The organism is Vibrio nigripulchritudo, from assembly GCF_027924785.1.
In the GTDB taxonomy this organism is placed as follows: Bacteria; Pseudomonadota; Gammaproteobacteria; order Enterobacterales; family Vibrionaceae; genus Vibrio; species Vibrio nigripulchritudo.
Genome location: NZ_AP027050.1, coordinates 1148780 through 1166561, shown reverse-complemented (window position 1 = coordinate 1166561; position 17782 = coordinate 1148780). Strand labels below are relative to the sequence as shown.

At 43.5% G+C, this 17782-nt stretch carries 18 protein-coding genes; 10 read left to right on the top strand and 8 right to left on the bottom strand.

Translation table 11 applies throughout. The features are described 5' to 3' along the window. Positions 1–3 precede the first annotated feature (3 nt). Positions 4–570: an ATP-dependent zinc protease family protein gene (locus QMG91_RS23655; RefSeq protein WP_022561457.1), complete on the top strand. Its 567-nt coding sequence runs from the start codon at positions 4–6 to the stop codon at positions 568–570. 64 nt (positions 571–634) lie between these two features. Here the strand turns inward: QMG91_RS23655 and QMG91_RS23650 are convergent, their stop codons facing one another. After that, positions 635–1168: a hypothetical protein gene (locus tag QMG91_RS23650; protein ID WP_004404802.1), complete on the bottom strand. Its 534-nt coding sequence runs from the start codon at positions 1166–1168 to the stop codon at positions 635–637. A 109-nt stretch (positions 1169–1277) separates the two neighbouring features. Continuing rightward, the gene (locus QMG91_RS23645) at positions 1278–1646 is read right to left on the bottom strand and encodes a YgiW/YdeI family stress tolerance OB fold protein (RefSeq protein WP_281830534.1); all 369 of its coding nucleotides are present in this window, start codon (positions 1644–1646) and stop codon (positions 1278–1280) included. Positions 1647–1808: 162 nt separating this feature from the next. On the opposite strand from QMG91_RS23645, the gene QMG91_RS23640 reads away from it, so the two are divergent. Genes QMG91_RS23640 through modC form a run of 4 tightly spaced genes read left to right on the top strand, consistent with a single transcriptional unit; the run spans position 1809 to position 5822 of the window. Beyond that, complete coding sequence (locus QMG91_RS23640; protein WP_281830533.1) at positions 1809–3284, top strand: cobyric acid synthase; 1476 nt, start codon at positions 1809–1811, stop codon at positions 3282–3284. Then, positions 3254–4024: a molybdate ABC transporter substrate-binding protein gene (gene modA / locus QMG91_RS23635; protein ID WP_409351267.1), complete on the top strand. Its 771-nt coding sequence runs from the start codon at positions 3254–3256 to the stop codon at positions 4022–4024. The genes QMG91_RS23640 and modA overlap by 31 nt, the downstream gene beginning before the upstream one ends. After that, on the top strand, positions 4024–4728 hold the full coding sequence (modB, locus tag QMG91_RS23630) for a molybdate ABC transporter permease subunit (protein WP_281830531.1): 705 nt from the start codon (positions 4024–4026) through the stop codon (positions 4726–4728). Before modA ends, modB begins: the two co-directional genes overlap by 1 nt. After that, on the top strand, positions 4725–5822 hold the full coding sequence (gene modC / locus QMG91_RS23625) for a molybdenum ABC transporter ATP-binding protein ModC (RefSeq protein ID WP_281830530.1): 1098 nt from the start codon (positions 4725–4727) through the stop codon (positions 5820–5822). Before modB ends, modC begins: the two co-directional genes overlap by 4 nt. Here the strand turns inward: modC and QMG91_RS23620 are convergent. After that, on the bottom strand, positions 5809–6807 hold the full coding sequence (locus QMG91_RS23620; RefSeq protein WP_281830529.1) for a helix-turn-helix transcriptional regulator: 999 nt from the start codon (positions 6805–6807) through the stop codon (positions 5809–5811). The genes modC and QMG91_RS23620 overlap by 14 nt on opposite strands. Positions 6808–6928: 121 nt before the next feature. Between QMG91_RS23620 and QMG91_RS23615 the strand changes: the two genes are divergently transcribed. Further along, entirely contained in the window at positions 6929–8959 is a 2031-nt protein-coding gene (locus tag QMG91_RS23615) for a TonB-dependent siderophore receptor (RefSeq protein WP_281830528.1), read from the top strand. Positions 8960–9031: 72 nt separating this feature from the next. Here QMG91_RS23615 and QMG91_RS23610 read toward each other — a convergent pair whose 3' ends face one another. Beyond that, positions 9032–10039 carry an OmpA family protein gene (locus QMG91_RS23610; RefSeq protein ID WP_004404818.1) on the bottom strand — a complete coding sequence of 336 codons (1008 nt, stop codon included), beginning with the start codon at positions 10037–10039 and terminating at the stop codon, positions 9032–9034. Positions 10040–10242: 203 nt separating this feature from the next. Then, entirely contained in the window at positions 10243–10680 is a 438-nt protein-coding gene (locus tag QMG91_RS23605) for a DUF3069 domain-containing protein (RefSeq protein ID WP_004404821.1), read from the bottom strand. Between the two features lie 142 nt (positions 10681–10822). Between QMG91_RS23605 and QMG91_RS23600 the strand changes: the two genes are divergently transcribed. Further along, positions 10823–11773: a GGDEF domain-containing response regulator gene (locus QMG91_RS23600; protein ID WP_004404823.1), complete on the top strand. Its 951-nt coding sequence runs from the start codon at positions 10823–10825 to the stop codon at positions 11771–11773. 33 nt (positions 11774–11806) lie between these two features. Here the strand turns inward: QMG91_RS23600 and QMG91_RS23595 are convergent, their stop codons facing one another. The 3 genes from QMG91_RS23595 to QMG91_RS23585 all read right to left on the bottom strand — a co-directional run bounded on the left by QMG91_RS23595 (position 11807) and on the right by QMG91_RS23585 (position 15016). Further along, positions 11807–13255 (bottom strand): protein adenylyltransferase SelO, encoded by a 1449-nt coding sequence (locus QMG91_RS23595; RefSeq protein WP_281830527.1) that lies wholly within the window; start codon positions 13253–13255, stop codon positions 11807–11809. 134 nt (positions 13256–13389) lie between these two features. Continuing rightward, positions 13390–13602, bottom strand: coding sequence for a cold-shock protein (locus tag QMG91_RS23590; RefSeq protein ID WP_004404830.1), 213 nt, complete (start codon positions 13600–13602; stop codon positions 13390–13392). A gap of 178 nt (positions 13603–13780) precedes the next feature. Next, positions 13781–15016 (bottom strand): GGDEF domain-containing protein, encoded by a 1236-nt coding sequence (locus tag QMG91_RS23585; RefSeq protein WP_281830526.1) that lies wholly within the window; start codon positions 15014–15016, stop codon positions 13781–13783. 256 nt (positions 15017–15272) lie between these two features. Here QMG91_RS23585 and QMG91_RS23580 point away from each other — a divergent pair, with 256 nt between their 5' ends. The 3 genes from QMG91_RS23580 to pntA all read left to right on the top strand — a co-directional run bounded on the left by QMG91_RS23580 (position 15273) and on the right by pntA (position 17777). Next, the gene (locus tag QMG91_RS23580; RefSeq protein ID WP_281830525.1) at positions 15273–15641 is read left to right on the top strand and encodes a late competence development ComFB family protein; all 369 of its coding nucleotides are present in this window, start codon (positions 15273–15275) and stop codon (positions 15639–15641) included. Between the two features lie 10 nt (positions 15642–15651). Further along, positions 15652–15933 (top strand): HlyU family transcriptional regulator, encoded by a 282-nt coding sequence (locus QMG91_RS23575; RefSeq protein WP_281830524.1) that lies wholly within the window; start codon positions 15652–15654, stop codon positions 15931–15933. A gap of 290 nt (positions 15934–16223) precedes the next feature. Next, on the top strand, positions 16224–17777 hold the full coding sequence (pntA, locus tag QMG91_RS23570; RefSeq protein WP_281830523.1) for a Re/Si-specific NAD(P)(+) transhydrogenase subunit alpha: 1554 nt from the start codon (positions 16224–16226) through the stop codon (positions 17775–17777). The last annotated feature ends 5 nt before the right edge of the window (positions 17778–17782 follow it).

Here is a 17782-nt window from a genome sequence, read left to right as displayed (position 1 = left end):
GAGATGAAGTCGAGCAGACCTATCATTTTTCTTGCAATAACTGGAGTCCTTAGTGCGTGTATCAACATTCAGCAGGGTGGAGTCCCTCAGGTTGTAGATGATGCAAAGGTTTCGGAAGAGAAGGTAGCAGGTATGCTAAAAACACAGGATGGAAAGCTGATCCTTGGCGAAAAAGAATGGGTTTACATTTCAGGATTGGATGAGAGCTTTAAGGCTCGAGTCGATACTGGTGCAACGACTTCATCCATCAGTGCTGTCGATATCGATAAGTTTAAAAGTGGTGGGCAAGATTACGTTCGTTTTCGAATTGCCCATGACGGAACCAAAAGTCAGCTTTTGACTTTGCCTGTTCAAAGATGGGTGCGGATTAAACAGTCCAGCAAAGAAGGTTATCAGAGGAGAGCTGTGGTCGAGGGTGAAATCCAGATTGGAGATTTAAAAACCTCCACGGAATTTACACTTGCAGATCGTTCCCACCTGACGTTCCCAGTATTGCTGGGAAGAAGTTTCTTCCGAGACGTTGCCGTTGTAGATGTCAGCAAACAGTATGTACAAAAGAAAGTAAACTAAACAAAGAAAGCCTTCAAAATGAAGGCTTTCTTTCTATTTGACCTGTACTTAAGGTCAGCAGACCCTAGAACATGAATCTTGCGCCCATGATAAGTTGGGAGCCGTAGACACCGTTATCGGCAATATTGGCACCAATGGATAATTGGTCGGTGGAATGGAATCGTCCGCCAAAGCTGTATGTTAGCTCGGTAGTATCACTGTATACCAACTGTCCGACTTTAACGTTTGCTTCGATGTTATCCAGTACCCAGATTCTGGCACCGATGTTTAACTCTGGAACAAACTGGTTACCAACAAACTTGTCGTCACTGGTTTTGATGTTGTGAAGTAGCATCTGACCGAAGATATCGGCAAAACCTGTAGCAGGACCATTGAAACCTACGCCAACGGCAATGTCGTAGTCGCCTTCAAATCGGGAATCTAGACGACCAATAAAATGTGTATTTTCAGTAAAGGTTAGATTACCTTCAACACCGTATGATGTTGGGCTAGCACCCACGCGAAACTCTACAGAAGAGTAATTAAAGTTGTTTGCTAGAGCAGCCGCAGGGGTTAGTGCAGTAAGTAAAAGTGCTAGGCGGTGTTTGCGTCCAAACATATGTAATCCATCCATTTTAGTGCTTTGGCGAAGTGCCGTAATACAGGTATACAAAAGGTCTGCAAAAAGCAGACCAATTATTCAAAACGGATGAGATTTCAATAAGATCTTAGAGAATTTGTAGATGATTAACTTCAATTTCTGGTGTTGAGCCACCTTCGTATTCTCCATAAAGACGGATTTTTGACTCCGCATTCAGCGGTTGTGTCAATGTAATGTCATCCAGCTCTATCTGAATTTCGGCTTGTCCGTCGGTGAAAATAAAGGTGTCTTTACTTATTTGCTTAACGATATGACCTTCAGTCACCACATCCATTTCGGTCATCCAGCTAGTGTCTTCTAGCATTTGCGATACGGGCGTGAGATCAACGGGGCCATTGTAGTTTAAGTAGGCATCTTCTCTGTCTTTGTCGCCCGCCAAAGCAATGGTCGGGAAAGCAATGATAGTTGCAGCAATGGCTAATACAGTGTTTTTCATCTTGGAATCCTTTTTTCCTATTGAGTTCGAGGTTAATTAAAGCAGCGTTTGTTTTAACCAACCGTGAGCGTAGGATTCATGTTGAATTCATTTTAGGTTGGGCTTCTGAGGTAATGAAGCTACTATTAGCCAATTCAAAATTAACAATAAAATGAAGCGATTATGATCCCAGCAGTTGAAGCTTTAATGGTTCAAGGCACCACATCTGATGCCGGCAAATCGGTACTAGTGGCAGGCTTATGCCGCGTGCTTACCAGAAAAGGGATAAAAGTTGCCCCTTTTAAGCCACAAAACATGGCGTTAAACAGTGCGGTGACCAAAGATGGGGGAGAAATCGGCAGAGCGCAGGCGGTTCAGGCACTGGCATGTCGTGTTGAACCGACTGTCCACATGAACCCAGTTTTACTCAAACCGAACTCAGATACTGGTGCTCAGGTGATTTTGCAAGGGAAAGCGATCACCAACATGGAAGCAAAGGGCTACCATGATTACAAAAAAGTTGCCATGGAAAGTGTCATGGACTCGTTTGGTCGATTGCGACAGGAATTTCAATCAGTAGTTATTGAAGGCGCTGGGAGCCCGGCTGAAATTAACCTTCGTGCTAATGATATTGCGAACATGGGTTTTGCAGAAAAAGCCAATGTTCCTGTCATCATTGTTGCAGATATTGACCGTGGTGGCGTTTTTGCTCATTTGTATGGCACGCTTGCTTTACTCTCTCAATCAGAGCAGGACAGAGTCGCTGGGTTTGTCATCAACCGTTTTCGCGGTGATATAAAGCTTTTAGAATCCGGTTTGGACTGGTTAGAAGAAAAAACAGGCAAACCTGTATTGGGGGTTTTACCTTACCTACATGGACTGAATCTCGAAGCAGAAGATGCAATTACCGCAGAACAGGTGAAAGGCTCAGATCAGCAATTGTTTAAAGTCAAAGTCCCTGTTCTTACCAGAATCAGCAATCACACCGATTTTGATCCACTTCGACTCAATCCAGATATTGATTTTGAATACGTAGGAAAAGGCGAGTCACTGCAGGGAGCCGATCTCATCATTTTGCCCGGAACGAAATCGGTGCGCCAAGATCTTGCGTATTTGCGCTCTCAGGGGTGGGATAAAGAAATTCTCAGACATATTCGTCTGGGAGGAAAGATAATGGGTATTTGCGGTGGTTATCAAATGCTGGGTAAAACACTGTCTGATCCAGAGGGTATAGAAGGTAAAACAGGAAGTAGTGCGGGGTTGGGGTTAATTGATTCCGAAACGATACTACTACGAGAAAAACAGCTTAAAAACGTGAATGGGCAACTTAGCCTGAATGGCAAGACGGTTTCTGTGTCTGGTTATGAGATTCATGCCGGCGTGACTCAAGTCAACGAATCTCAGCCAATTACTCTAGACAATAACGAAAGTGATGGTGTTATCAGTAAGTGTGATCAGATATTTGGCAGCTACCTGCATGGTATATTTGAAGAATCTGAAGCGATGCAACTGATTTTGGGTTGGGCGGGTTGTAAAGAAGTTACACCTGTTGATTTTGAATTGCTCAAAGAGCAAGCGATCGACCGCATTGCGGACGCTATTGAAGATCACATGGACTTAGAAAAGCTTTGGGGCAAAGATTGGTCAAAACACGTTTAAGGTTATTACTCGCTCTTATTGTTTGTTTAACAACTGGAGCGGTTAATGCGGAAGTCAGAATATTAGCTGCTTCGTCTATGACAAATGTCATCAACGAATTAGCGAAGAACTATAAAGAACAAACGGGTCTGAGTATTAAACTTGTGTTCTCTAGTTCTTCTTCTTTGGCGCGTCAGATTGTTCAGGGCGCTCCCACTGATCTTTATTTGTCTGCCAATACCAAATGGGCAGATTACGTGATGAATAAGCTAGCGCTAGCAAAAGACAGAAAGTCAGACTTTGCTGAAAATCGACTTGTGTTAGTTTCACCTGCCAATAGCAATATAGAAACAGCAGAGCTGGATTCGAAAAATTGGTGGCAATCTGTGCTTAAAAGTGACCGTATTGCCATCGGCAACCCCAATGCCGTCCCTGCTGGGATATACGCTAAAGAAGCACTTCAGTCACTGAATGTCTGGGATGAAGTGAAAAACAGGCTTGCACAAACAAATAACGTGAGAGTTGCTTTGGCGTTGGCAGAAAGAGGCGAAGTGCCTTTGGCGATTGTATATCAGACGGATGCCTTGCAGAGTGACGCTGTCACTAAATTGATGGTTTTCGATAGTCAACTTCATCGCAACATTACTTACCCGTTGGTCAACGTATCCGATTCGAACGATGCTAGATTGTTTCAAAGTTACTTACTTTCAGATGAAGGTAAAGCCATACTGACTAAATACGGTTTCTTGATATCACACTAATGCTGACAGATTTTGAATTAGAAGCGCTTGTTCTGAGCTTAAAAGTCGCTATATACGCCGTTGTATGGCTAACACCTTTTGGTGTGGGGATAGCGTGGCTACTGGCACGTAAACACTTTTTTGGCAAAAGTGTGGTCGATGCCTGTATTCATTTACCGCTTGTTTTACCCCCGGTCGTCATTGGGTATTTGCTACTTGTTGCCATGGGTAAACAGGGGGTTGTAGGAAGCTGGCTTAATGAAACTTTCGGGATAGCTTTCAGTTTCAACTGGAAAGGGGCTGTATTGGCGTCTGCTGTAGTTTCACTTCCTCTAATGGTTCGAGCTATCCGGCTAAATTTAGAAAGCATAGATAGGAAACTAGAACTGGCAGCCAGAACATTGGGGGCTTCACCAATCAAAGTGTTCTTTACCATCACTCTACCTCTGATCCTACCGGGGATCATCACGGGGATGATGCTTGCTTTTGCCCGAAGCCTAGGAGAATTTGGCGCTACCATCAGTTTTGTATCTAGTATCCCAGGGGAGACTCAAACTCTGCCGTTAGCCATGTACAGTTTTATTGAAACACCCGGAATGGAATATGAGGCTGCCCGGTTATGTGTTATATCCATTGTTGTCGCTTTAGGATCTCTACTTATTTCAGAAGCGCTGACCAGAAACGCTAATCGGAAAATCGGAAACACGGGTAGGGCAAACCGATGATTGTTCTCAAATTTAAGCACCAGCTCGGAGACTTGTTACTCAACGTAGATACCCAATTACCCAAAAAAGGGGTTACGGCTGTATTTGGTCGCTCTGGGGCGGGTAAAACTTCTCTTATCAATGTTCTTGCCGGGCTGACCAATCCTGACGAAGGGGAAGTGTCTATAAATGGCGCCATCGTCTATTCAAGTCAGGAACAAATAAATACCCCTATTGAGAAACGCAACATAGGCTATGTGTTTCAAGATGCACGCCTGTTTCCTCATTATTCTGTTAAAGGCAATCTTCTTTATGGCGTAAAGGAACAAGATCCTAGTCATTTTCAGTCAATCTGTAATTTACTTGAACTCAACCACTTATTAGACAGAAAGCCTTTTTCGCTGTCAGGAGGTGAAAAGCAAAGAGTGGCAATAGGGCGAGCGCTGTTGTCAAAACCTGCGCTGCTACTTATGGATGAGCCATTGGCTTCGCTTGATTTACCTCGAAAACGAGAGGTCATGCCATTCTTAGAAAAGCTTGCTCAGGATATTCAGATTCCTATTGTCTATGTCACTCACAGCTTGAGTGAAATTATCAGGCTTGCCGATCACATGCTTCTTCTGAATAACGGAATGTTAGAAGCCTCAGGACCGCTGGTTTCTGTCTGGGATTCGAAAGCCATGCGACCGTGGCAGTCTTTTTCCGAGCAAAGCACGCTGTTTGATGCCACAGTAAAACAACATCACGACCAATATTCACTTTCTCAGCTTATGTTGTGCGAGAACCGATTTCTGTGGGTGCAAAAAGTTGATGCCGAATGTGGGGCGTCTGTTCGAGTTCAGGTAAGGGCAAACGATGTGTCAGTGTGCTTTACGGAGCCTAAAGATACGTCCATTCGAAATGTGATCAGAGCAGAAGTAGGAGAGATCGAATCCCAGAGCCCGGCACCTGACAGACAAAGCGTTTCAATACGGCTTTTACTTAATGAAGAGTGCTCACTTTGGTGCAACATAACCCAATGGGCTGCAGACGATCTCTCGTTAAAAGTCGGAGATACCGTCTACGCCCAAATCAAAGGGGTGAGTGTTACTCAAAGGGATGTTATCCAGCATTGACCAGTGACATGCTATCACTGGGAGAGTAGCCAAACTGCTTTTTGAAGGCGTTAGTAAAGTTTGAAGGGTGTTGGTAACCCGCGTCATACGCCGCTTCAGTTATGGTTTTGTACCCTTGATCTAATGCCTGTTTCGCTCTTGCTAATCGTCTATAGCGTATATAACCCAAAACCGTGTATCCCACTTCCTGTTTAAAACGCCTTTGTAGATTAGAAACACTCATTGCCGCATAAGATGCGATAGTTTCAAGCGTAAGATCTTCATCCAGTTTGGATTCCAGATACGTAATAAGGTGTGTAATATCCCCATTAAACTGAAAAGGTTGTTCGCGTTGATTGGATGCGTGAACCCCCGAAGCTACCTGTTCAAAAACCAAGGACATTACCTGAAGTGCGTGAGACTCAAACATCAAAGTCTCAGTAAGAGATTGAGGTTTTCTCATGTCTAAAATCGGTTGAATCAAGGACAAAATATTCTGATCGATATTGATGATTTGATGCGACTTGTCAGCGTTTAAAAATGCCCAGAGCGAGTCGTCGGAAGACAGCTCTAGCCTTGCGTTAAACCATTCAGGTTTGATCACGATATTGATCTTCTCAACGCAATTTCCTTTCAACGTTCGCTTATGAAATGTAGCAGGCTTTTTAAGGTTGGTAACTACAGCCTGAGGCGCATTAATGGCGTCAAGCTCAAAGTGCAAATCATCGTAGCCAAATACCAGCTTGCCTTTCAAAAGGACGGTAATAATGACAGATGAGGGCGAGGTGGCAACAATATGTCGTGATGCAAGATCTAAAGTTTCGCCTCCATGAACGGTTATACCATCCCTAGATTGGTAACTGACAAATTGTCCTTCTACAAGCACGTCTGGCTTAGATTGATTACACGTAATAACGCTCTGTTTTTCGGAACCTGAATCTACGAATTGGGTGATAGCAACTGGCTCGCGTAACGGTGTTTTGGAAACATCATTAGCGGATGTCATCTTGTATATTCCTAATAATATTTTAGCGATTTTGGATAAGGGTTTATTCTTTCCAATAATAATATCAGCAAATACCATATCTGCGAATAATTATCATTTATGAACTAGGATGTGGTAAATCATGGACAAGTTTCGTTCAATAAAAGTGCGTAGAACGATGTTAAGCCTTGCTGTAGCAGGTATTTGTGCTCCTTCTGCTGTTTTGGCAGAGGAATCTAAATCTCACCTTGAAGAAGTTATGGTATGGGGAGCAAGCGTAAACAGTAGCTCTGAAGCACTAAGCTCTGACGATTTTGCATTAAAGCAAGCTGATCATATGTCTGACTTATTGCGTGACATCCCAGGTGTGGATGTGGGCGGTACGCATTCCGTTAACCAGCGCATTAACATTCGCGGAATGGGTGAAACGGATCTCGATATTCGACTCGATGGTGCTTCACAGAATGCAAACATGTTCCACCACGTCGGAAATCTAACGCTCAATCCAGATATCATTAAATCTGCTGACATTCAGGTAGGTGCGAACTCAGTAACGAGCGGAGCCCTTGGTGGTGCAGTTTATTTTGAAACCAAAGATGCTAAAGATCTTCTGCGCTACGACGAAACTTTCGGTGCGCGTATTTACGGTGGTTATGGCTCCAACGCTTTTGCTACTGGATCTTTAACAACCTATGGCAAGCTGGGTGAAAATGCAGACGCTTTGGTTTACCTATACGGTATCAAACGCGACAACTTCAAAGATGGCAACGGAGACGAAACTTTCGGTGCAGAGGGTAAAGTGAACAACTTGCTAGCCAAGGCGGGTTGGGATCTTAGTGATACTCAACGTATTGAGTTCTCATACGACTACTACAAAGATCATGGTGACTACAACCCTCGACCTAACTGGGGGGCTGCGGGGAACGCAACTCGCTCAAAAGACGCATTGATCGACACTCGCTATACTCGTCACACATACACTCTTGGCTATGAGTGGACTACAGAAAAGCATCTTTTAGAAGCCTCTTTGTATCAGAACAAAATCGATCTTTACCGTAATGAAGTCGGCGTTCCAGGTTTCTGGCCAGCCGATCGTGTCGGCGAAAATACCGGCAAAAATACGAATACTGGTGCCCAGGTGAAAGGTCAATCAAACCTGGCACTGTCTGGTCTCGATCAAACTCTCGTCTATGGCTATGAGTATAAAAAACAAGATACTGAGAATGAGTATGCGAAAGGTGACACAAATGAGGCAAGTCTGAGTTCTCACGCTATCTACCTAGAAGACAAAACTCAGGTAGTTGAGAGTGTTGATGTGACCATTGGCGCTAGATACGACTACATCGATCGCGAGACTAAGCTCGATAATAGTTCTTACAACAAGGTAACTTGGGCAGGGGCAGTAGATTGGCATGTCACGAGTAACATCACTCTATTTGCTAGTACAAAGACTCTGTTCAAAGCACCAGAACTGATTGAAACTTTCATCAACTACGAAGCAAAACTCGCTCAGGATTTAAAACCTGAAACAGGTTACAACCACCAGGGTGGTGTTAAGTTCAACCAGGAATTTGGCGCTCACACACTAGGTGCAAACCTGACTCTGTTCCAGACAAGGGTAAATGATTACATTCTTAAGCGTGACGTTGACCCTTCAAGAGCAGTCAGCTACGAATTCCAAAATGTTGATGACGCAGAGTTCACCGGTTTCGAAGCAAGCGTTAATTATGCATACGATGCGTTGCTAACACGCGTGTCTTACTCACGATCTAACAACAAGTTTTTGGAATCTGGTGAGCCTATTAATACACAAGATCGCTCGGCGAGAAGTACCGATATCGGTGACAGTATTTCATTAAACCTTGAGTATGCTGCTTATGACTTGGATCTATTGGTAGGCTGGAACTCTAACTTTGTATTGGAAGAATCCAATGTACTGGAAGGTAAACCAGTGAAAGAGGCGTACAACGTTCATAAACTTTACGCACAATGGGCACCTAGCCAGGTAGAAGGGTTAGCCCTGACGTTTGGGATCGATAACCTATTCGATGCCGCTTATGTTTCTCATGCGTCTACCACTGGCAGTTCGAAACTAAGAAATGGTTCGGAGTTCGATTTGGATGATTTAGAGCCAGGACGAAATGTAAAGCTGTCAGTTGCTTACCAGTTCTAATTTTAGAAATAGTCTGAAGAAGCAATAAAAAACGGCCCCCAATATGGGAGCCGTTACTTTATTCAGGTCAATTTACTCTTCAACAGTAAATTCTTCGATTGTCACTTCTACACGACGGTTTTGTTCACGTCCTGCAGCTGTGTCGTTTGATGCCACTGGGTTAGCTTCACCTTCACCTTTAACAGTGATACGGCTTGGATCTACGCCTTTAGCAATCAGGTAGTCAGCAACCGCCTGAGCTCGTTGCTCAGAAAGTTTCTGGTTGAATTTAGCGCTACCACGGCTATCTGTGTGACCAACTACATCCACTTTAGATTGAGGGTAAGTGGTTAGCAGAGTGGCAACAGACTCAAAACGACGAGTACCAGCAGCACTTAGCTTGCTGCTACCTGTTTCAAACAGGCTAACATCTTGCTGTGACTGGAATGTAATAGTCTGCTTTTTAGGCGGCTCTGGTTTCTTCTCTTCAACAACTGGCGCTGGCTCAGGTTTCGGCTCTGGAGCCGGACGTGGTTCAACCTTAGCAACCGGCTCTGGACTTTTAACACCGAAGTGGTAGTTCAAACCCAGTGTAAACATGCTTGCAACTGTATCGTCAGCAGGACCTGCATTTATTTCGGTCATAAGTTGATATTCGATACGCGCACGCAGTGCTTCCGTTAGTTTTCCTTCAAATCCTAATCCAGCCAAAAGATTTAGATCGTCTTTTGCTTCTTCGTATTGTGAGTATCCAGCACCCAGTTTACTGAAGAAATCCAGATCATCCGTTAGAGGTATGTTGAACTTTGGAGCGAAAGTAATGGCTGTCATAGAACCATCAATAACATCCAGAGTGCCACCATTTTGGTAATTAGAAACAAATTTACCGTAGTCATCGTAACCCAACTCTAAGGCTACATTGTCTAATAGTTGGTAGCCAACATAAGCACCAAACGCTGAGCTAGCATCATCACAATTACTGTCGACAGCACAGGAATTGCTTAGAGAGGATGCCCCGGCTTTACCACCAATGTAGATTTGAGAGCTGGCAGTAAACGGTAACGATGAAAGTAGCGTAAGAACAACTAACTGCTTTTTCATAGATAATTCCTTTTTATAATATACAATGCGATTATGTGTACAGATTGTTATAATCAGGCATCATTATGAGAATCCAATTTCAGGAAAGCAAAACTCCCAATGAGAATTGTATTTTCAATCTCATAATCAAGACGCTTTTGTTCTACAGCTCAAAATAGACAAAAGGCCGCGAATTGCGACCTTTTTATGAAAGTTTTCAGTGTTTACTTAAGAAATACCTGATTGAAGTCACGTTTAAGTATGGCATCTCGTCGTGCTTTCTTAAGTTGTTTGGTCATGTCCTTAACGCAATTGTGAAGTACTTGATCCAAAAGAGAGGCGCGATAATCTTCTTTTTCTTCCTCTGTCATGTCCTTTGGAAGGTTCAGAGTCGGAAACTCTTCCATAACATTTAAGCCAGCGAATGCCTGACTTACAGAAATCAGGGCATGAAACTGCTCAAAGTTATCTAGTACATTTTGTGCACTTGCTGGAAGGGCATCCCAAGCTTCTCTTACTGCTTCTTCGGACACCTCATGTATAGATGTCACCATCAGGTACATTTCTTCAGGAACATTGTCAAACTCAATAACTTGACGTAATTCTGCAGACACTGCGGACAAGTCGACTTTCTGTTCAGTATTTGGTGTTTCGTTTGACATAAAAATTTCCTGTTACTTCAAAAGGGCACATCCTAGGAATATCGCGATAAAAGTCAACAAATTACTGACAATATCTAGGGGGCGTTGCGCGTCGCATGCTATATTCATTTCATACCGAGTGAAATTATAACAGCAAGAGTTTATGAAATCTCCGAATACATCTATGCGGGTACTGTTGGTTGATGATCTTCAATTTGAGCGAATGCAACTTGCCATTCGCCTCAAACAGTTGGGTCATATTGTGGAAGTAGTAGAAAGCGGACAACAAGCTCTGGAGATGTATACCTCATTTGACCCGGAACTCATATTACTTGATATCAACATGCCTGAGATGGATGGGTTTGAAGTTGCCCATGAGATTCGGAGTCGGTTTGAAGAGTGGGTTCCTATCATCTTCCTAAGTAGCCATGAAGAGCCAGAGACCATCGCTAAAGCCATTGAAACAGGGGGCGATGACTATCTGGTTAAGCCTGTAAACAAACTGGTTTTAGGCGCAAAGATGAATGCGATGCAGCGGATCGCCCAAATGAGGCGAGAACTTAAACTGGTGACTTCGCAGCTTGAACAAGTGAATATGCATTTGCAACAGCAAGCCAATGAGGATGGACTTACCCAGGTTTATAACCGTCGCTATGTCGATAAGGAATTGAGAGACATGGTATCTTGGCATGGTCGACATCAGTTACCTCTCACAGTTATTTTGCTGGATGTCGATCATTTCAAAGCCTACAACGACCACTACGGGCATATTGAAGGTGACAACTGCTTACAGCAAATAGCGTCAACCTTGGATAAATGCTTTGCACGCTCAGGAGAATTGGTGGGGCGATATGGTGGTGAAGAATTTATCGTTATTGTCAGTAATGCCGATCAAGAAGATGCGCTAAAGCAAGCTGAACGTATTCATCGCTCTATCCATTCCTTGGGTATCCCGCATTCTAAGTCTTCTACAAGTAATTACGTTACCCTGTCACAAGGTGTCTACTCCTTTATTCCTACCGGACGAGAGACGGTTGAAGACGTCTACAGTGCTGCAGACGTCTTACTCTATAAAGCCAAGGCGGAGGGGCGAGACAGATATGCGACAGGGTAAGATTCACGGATTTCGAACAAAGATCCTAATGAGTTAGGAAGAACAGCTCAGCGCTAGCCCTTGTGCCCATTCTGGAGCGGGCTTAGTATCTTCCTCAGTTCCTGAATTCTCATCAAATGGGAAGTCTAGTAGCTTCTTCAATCGTTTCACTTCTGAAAAATCACCTTCCTGAGCACGTTCAATAGCCGTTTGAGCCATGTAATTTCTTAAGATGTACTTAGGGTTGTTAGTTCGCATTTGGTTACATCGTAACTTTTCATTACTTTCCTCGCTTTCAAGCCGTTCTTGGTACGAGCTAAACCATTCTAGAGCAGAGTCACTATTTTTAAGCTCTGCCAAGAATTCGCTTTTACCCACCTTATCTACGTTTGACAGAGCCCTGAAGGTATTTGTGTAATCCGCTTGGTTTTCTTTCATCAAAGCGAAAAGTCGATTGAAGAGTTCAGTATCCTCTGGTTTAGATTCCAGTAAACCAAGTTTATTCCTCATTAAAACGCTGTATTCCTTAGTTAGAGTGGTGTAGTAGGTATCCAGCGTTTTCTGAAGATCTTCTTTTGCAATAAGTGGTGAAAGTGCCTGTGCTAATGCAGTGAGGTTCCAAAGACCAATAGACGGTTGATTGTCAAAAGCATAGCGACCCTGATAATCAGAATGGTTGCAAATGAAACTTGGATCGAAATTTTCCATCATCCCGAAAGGGCCAAAATCAAAAGTTTCCCCTAATATAGACATGTTGTCGGTATTCATAACCCCATGCGCGAAACCAATAGACTGCCATTTTGCAATCATAGATGCAGTCCTGGAGACGACTTCCTGAAACATTGCCAAATATGGGTTGGGTTCGTCCGTAATGTTGGGAAAATGATGGTCAATAACGAAATCTGAAAATTGCTTTAAGTCTTCAATTTGATTGGTGTAGTACAGATATTCAAAATGACCGAACCGGATGTGGGTAGTTGCAACACGCACGCATATTGCACCAGTTTCGATTTCTTCTCTGTAAACCGGTGTATCGCTTGTCAGTAAGGCTAGTGCTCGAGTGCTTGGAATTCCAAGCCCGTGCAGGGCTTCTGACATGAGATATTCACGAATGCTGGAACGAAGAACGGCTCTTCCGTCACCTTGCCGTGAGTATGGAGTCAGCCCCGCGCCTTTTATATGAATATCATAGCTTTTGTCATCAGTATCAACTTGAAAGAGGAGCAGTCCGCGCCCGTCACCGAGATCAGGGTTATATGCACCGAACTGGTGACCGACGTATTTCATCGCTAAAGGGGGGAAAGCGTCTAATACAGAATTACCTGAGAGCAGATCCAGCAGCTCGCCATCTGGTGATTCAGGTAGCCCTAATTCTAAAGCCAGGTTTTCATTCCAATCTACCCACCGAACGTTTTCAAGAGGGGTTGGTGTTACTTTAGAAAAAAAGTGAGAGGGCAAATGGGTGTATGGGTGTGAGAGCTTAGCGCCTTTATAGGTGTGCATACTGCGGTCTCATGCAAAGTCTGATGTTGTCATCGTAGCATAGGGGCAGCAAGTGAAAAACGCAGATATATTGTGGATATGAAAAAGCCACCTCAATAAGGTGGCTCTTCTAACTAGCAGCAAGCTAATAATAATCAGATGGCACTGACGTCTTCGGCTTGAGGTCCTTTTTGTCCGTCTGTCACAACAAACGATACTTTCTGCCCGTCTTCCAGATTACGACGTCCCGTACCCTGAATAGCAGAAAAATGAACAAATACGTCTTTACCACCCGCTTCAGGAGTGATGAATCCGAAACCTTTATCTTGGTTAAACCACTTTACCGTGCCATTGACTTTTTGACTCATAATTAAACTCTTCTATATACAAATTGATGCAGATTGTTAGCTGCAAAATCGAACTTACAATAAAGTCGGAATAGAGGCTAGTGAATAATGAATGAACAATTTAAAGGTGTGATCTTAGACCATGTTAGTGGTAAGAATGTTATAGAATGTGCGAAAAAAAAGAGAGATATCAAAAGAGTTAACTACAAACTACGCAGTTACGACCCTTTTTCTTCGCCTTATACAAGGCTTCGTCTGCCGCTTTCAGTACTTTCTTCGGGTGCTTGATTTCAGAGTTATCTGCAACTCCAATGCTGATCGTGACGTTTACGGTTTTCTCTGAACTGGCGGAACCGCGCTTTTTTGAGCCAAGCTTGTCGTCTTTTGGTCTGTCTGAGCGGTTACGCACAATCATATCGTAATCAGCAACGCTCTCTCTCAGGTCTTCTAAGAATTGCATGGTTTCTTCTGCTGATTTTCCTTTAAACAGCACCGTAAACTCTTCACCACCATAACGATAAACTTTCGCTTTACCTTCGACTTTTTTCAATTGCTTCGCAACCAGTCGTAAAACGTCATCACCAGTATCATGCCCGTGTGTGTCATTAAACTTTTTAAAATGATCCACATCCAGCATAGCGATTGAATAGCTCCGACCCAGATGTCCCATTTCATTTTCTAACGCACGTCGACTCGGAATTTCAGTAAGCTGGTCAATGAAAGCGAGAGAATGACTTGTCGACATGATGTTGTAGATCAAAAGGACTCCGGCAAGTGAAAAGAACACAGCAGAGATAAAAGATATCTGGAAAAAGCCAAAGGTAACGGTGGACAAAAGAAGGCAGTTGTATACGGCATAGTCCAATGCTTCACGGCGTGTTAACACCATGATGGCAGAGACTCCCACGAAAATCACGCTATAGAGCACAGCCAAAAAAGGCAGCTTGGATACTTGGGGGAGGCTGAAAAGAATGCCATCCCACAGTTCTTCCATACCATTTACTGAAAAGTGCTCAACGGTAAGAAAAGCCCAGCCAATAAAAAGACCAAGCAGTGCGAGATAGGCAAGCCCGGTATTTGAAAAAAAACGTTTATTTGGAAACAGGTAGACCGTCATACAAGAAACGGGCATTAGAAATGCCAAGATTGAGAATTCCAGTTTCGTTGTTCCAGTATTCAGTGGAACTTGTAATCTTTCCTGGATAACAAGATAGGCGAGCATCATGGCGACCGCTATCATGCCCATACGCCCTTGATTGAAGCTATGGCACAACACTAAAGCGATAGAAAACAGCACATAAGGGAGAAAACCGATTGCGCCCTGATTCTGGCTGACTAAAGGAGTGAGGTAGTCGATACCATACAAAACGCCTGTTACCAGGAATAGAGGAAAGAGAAATCGAACCAGATTTGCATTAATTGCAGGGATAGTCATTATTGTTCAAAAAATCCGTCGACAGCAGCCACATACAGCCGGATCAGCTTAAAGGAATAGGATACTTTTATTCCCATAATTTCCAAGCGTTTTGCTAAACTTATTATGAAAAATAGCGTATTAGCGCGCATTTGCCTCAATTTTTATGATACAAAGTGAATAATTCTGGATGTCAGTAAGCCACAATTTCTTTTTACTTGAGTAACTTATTGTGATTACTGGGAATATTGTCAATGAAGGATAGGGAAGTACATAGATGAAAATAAGCGTTGATGTGCATAACTATATGGAAACGTTAGTGGGAAATCGACTGGGTGATCCTGATTACGTAGACGCATACGACAGTGAACAGCTAGCGGATTTGGCTTGTATTGCGCTTAACCAACTCCGTCCCATCTACATAAGACACGACATTGATTTTCTTTCAGCCCTGCCCGAAGAGCGGCTGGTTGTTCTGAGAAAACAGGTGAACGACGCGCTTCAAGCCTCTGAAAGCATGATCAAAGACGATCGCAGAAGACGAACCGAAGACAACGTTCCGGTTGTCTTTACCAAACCTAGACGCCACGATGACGATGAATTAGAGTGGTACGAAGTACCTATTCTTAAAAAGAAAGATGATTAAGGAGTAAGTAGTGGGACTCTTCTCTCGTTTATTTGGTGGTTCGAAAGAGCAAGTTGTTCAGGAAGCTGAGCCAGTGGAATACAAGGGTTATCTGATTTATCAGGAGCCTAAAGCAGAAGGTGGTCAATACCGAATCGCAGGTCGAATCATCAAGGAGTTTGAATCTGGAGAAGTGAAATCACACACCTTCATACGATCAGATGTTTTAGCCAGTGAACAGGATGCAAATGAGTTCATGCTAAAGAAAGCTCAGATGTTTATTGACCAAATGGGCGACAGCATTTTCAACTAAAATAGTTTTTTTGCAGCACATCGAATTGATTTTAGTCACCTTTTTGCGAGCCATTAAGCAGTATGCTTAATGGCTCTTTTATTTGTTTTTGAATTTTTCAAAACTTTTTGAGTGACGAGCGTCTTAAACAAATTGAATTGCGTTGTTTTTTAACAAACTAATGGCAGGGAAATCTCATTCCATAGGGTTATATGTAATGAAAAACTGTATTTTTCTTTCACTTTACTTGAACTTAGCTCTGTCGTTAGATAAAAAATGAATATTAATTGTGCATTTAGTAGGGAATAGCTATGCAAATTGGTGTGCCTAAAGAAACACTCGCGGGTGAAACGCGGGTGGCTGCAACGCCGAAAACGGTTGAGCAGTTATTAAAACTGGGATTTGATGTCTCAATTGAGAGCCAGGCTGGGGTACTGGCGAGTTTTGATGATGCTGCCTTCGAAGCTGCCGGAGCAAAAGTAGTCACTAAAGAAGAAGTATGGTCCAGCGACTTGATTCTTAAAGTGAATGCTCCTGACATCGACCCAAGTACGGGGACCGATGAGTTTGATTTGATAAAGGAAGGCGCGAGTTTAATAAGCTTTATTTGGCCTGCTCAAAATGAAGCGTTGATGGAAAAGTTGTCCTCCAAAAAAATTAACGTGATGGCAATGGATGCAGTTCCTCGTATTTCCAGAGCTCAGGCATTAGATGCTTTAAGCTCCATGGCAAATATTGCGGGCTACCGAGCTGTGGTAGAAGCAGCTCATGAATTTGGTCGTTTCTTTACTGGTCAAATTACTGCGGCAGGTAAAGTACCACCAGCCAAGGTACTTGTTGCTGGGGCTGGCGTTGCAGGCTTAGCCGCTATCGGTGCGGCGGGAAGCCTTGGCGCAATCGTAAGAGCGTTTGATGTTCGTCCAGAAGTAAAAGAGCAAGTCCAGTCTATGGGCGCAGAATTCCTCGAAGTAGACTTCAAAGAAAATTCTGGCTCCGGCGACGGTTACGCTAAAGAAATGTCTGATGAGTTCAACAAGAAAGCGGCAGAGCTTTATGCTGAACAGGCTAAAGACGTCGATATCATTGTTACTACCGCATTAATTCCTGGTAGGCCTGCTCCAAAACTGATTACCAAAGAAATGGTAGACAGTATGAAGGCAGGTAGTGTGATTGTTGATTTGGCTGCGGCTAACGGTGGTAACTGTGAATATACGGTTGCGGACCAAGTAATCACCACGGAAAATGGTGTGAAAGTTGTCGGTTATACCGATATGGTTGGACGCCTTCCTACCCAGTCTTCTCAACTTTACGGAACCAATCTGGTTAACCTTCTCAAACTTCTGTGTAAAGAAAAAGACGGTAACATCGATATCGATTTCGAAGATGTTGTGTTGCGTGGTGTAACCGTAATTAAAGAGGGTGAAATTACCTGGCCAGCACCACCGATTCAGGTTTCTGCTCAGCCAGAGGCAAAACCTAAGCCTCAGCCACAAGCGGTTGAAAAAGTCGAAGAGCCGAGTTCACCTTTCAAGAAGCTTGTCGCCATGGGTGCAGGTGTCCTTGCTTTCGGTTGGGTTGCATCTGTCGCACCTGCTGATTTCCTCGCTCACTTTACAGTATTCGTCTTAGCGTGTGTGGTGGGTTATTACGTGGTTTGGAACGTATCTCATTCACTCCATACTCCTTTAATGTCGGTAACAAATGCGATTTCAGGGATCATTGTTGTTGGTGCTCTGTTGCAGATAGGTCAGGGTAGCGGTGTCGTCACCTTCCTGTCGTTTATTGCCGTATTGATTGCAAGCATTAACATATTTGGTGGCTTTACCGTGACCAAACGCATGCTTGAAATGTTCCGTAAAGATTAAAGGAG

Bases quoted from the DNA above. Each gene is read 5' to 3' on its own strand.
- QMG91_RS23655 (WP_022561457.1), top strand. From the start codon at position 4: ATGAAGTCGAGCAGACCTATCATTTTTCTTGCAATAACTGGAGTCCTT.
- QMG91_RS23650 (WP_004404802.1), bottom strand. From the start codon at position 1,168: ATGTTTGGACGCAAACACCGCCTAGCACTTTTACTTACTGCACTAACC.
- QMG91_RS23645 (WP_281830534.1), bottom strand. From the start codon at position 1,646: ATGAAAAACACTGTATTAGCCATTGCTGCAACTATCATTGCTTTCCCG.
- QMG91_RS23640 (WP_281830533.1), top strand. From the start codon at position 1,809: ATGATCCCAGCAGTTGAAGCTTTAATGGTTCAAGGCACCACATCTGAT.
- modB (WP_281830531.1), top strand. From the start codon at position 4,024: ATGCTGACAGATTTTGAATTAGAAGCGCTTGTTCTGAGCTTAAAAGTC.
- modC (WP_281830530.1), top strand. From the start codon at position 4,725: ATGATTGTTCTCAAATTTAAGCACCAGCTCGGAGACTTGTTACTCAAC.
- QMG91_RS23620 (WP_281830529.1), bottom strand. From the start codon at position 6,807: ATGACATCCGCTAATGATGTTTCCAAAACACCGTTACGCGAGCCAGTT.
- QMG91_RS23615 (WP_281830528.1), top strand. From the start codon at position 6,929: ATGGACAAGTTTCGTTCAATAAAAGTGCGTAGAACGATGTTAAGCCTT.
- QMG91_RS23610 (WP_004404818.1), bottom strand. From the start codon at position 10,039: ATGAAAAAGCAGTTAGTTGTTCTTACGCTACTTTCATCGTTACCGTTT.
- QMG91_RS23605 (WP_004404821.1), bottom strand. From the start codon at position 10,680: ATGTCAAACGAAACACCAAATACTGAACAGAAAGTCGACTTGTCCGCA.
- QMG91_RS23600 (WP_004404823.1), top strand. From the start codon at position 10,823: ATGAAATCTCCGAATACATCTATGCGGGTACTGTTGGTTGATGATCTT.
- QMG91_RS23595 (WP_281830527.1), bottom strand. From the start codon at position 13,255: ATGCACACCTATAAAGGCGCTAAGCTCTCACACCCATACACCCATTTG.
- QMG91_RS23590 (WP_004404830.1), bottom strand. From the start codon at position 13,602: ATGAGTCAAAAAGTCAATGGCACGGTAAAGTGGTTTAACCAAGATAAA.
- QMG91_RS23585 (WP_281830526.1), bottom strand. From the start codon at position 15,016: ATGACTATCCCTGCAATTAATGCAAATCTGGTTCGATTTCTCTTTCCT.
- QMG91_RS23580 (WP_281830525.1), top strand. From the start codon at position 15,273: ATGAAAATAAGCGTTGATGTGCATAACTATATGGAAACGTTAGTGGGA.
- pntA (WP_281830523.1), top strand. From the start codon at position 16,224: ATGCAAATTGGTGTGCCTAAAGAAACACTCGCGGGTGAAACGCGGGTG.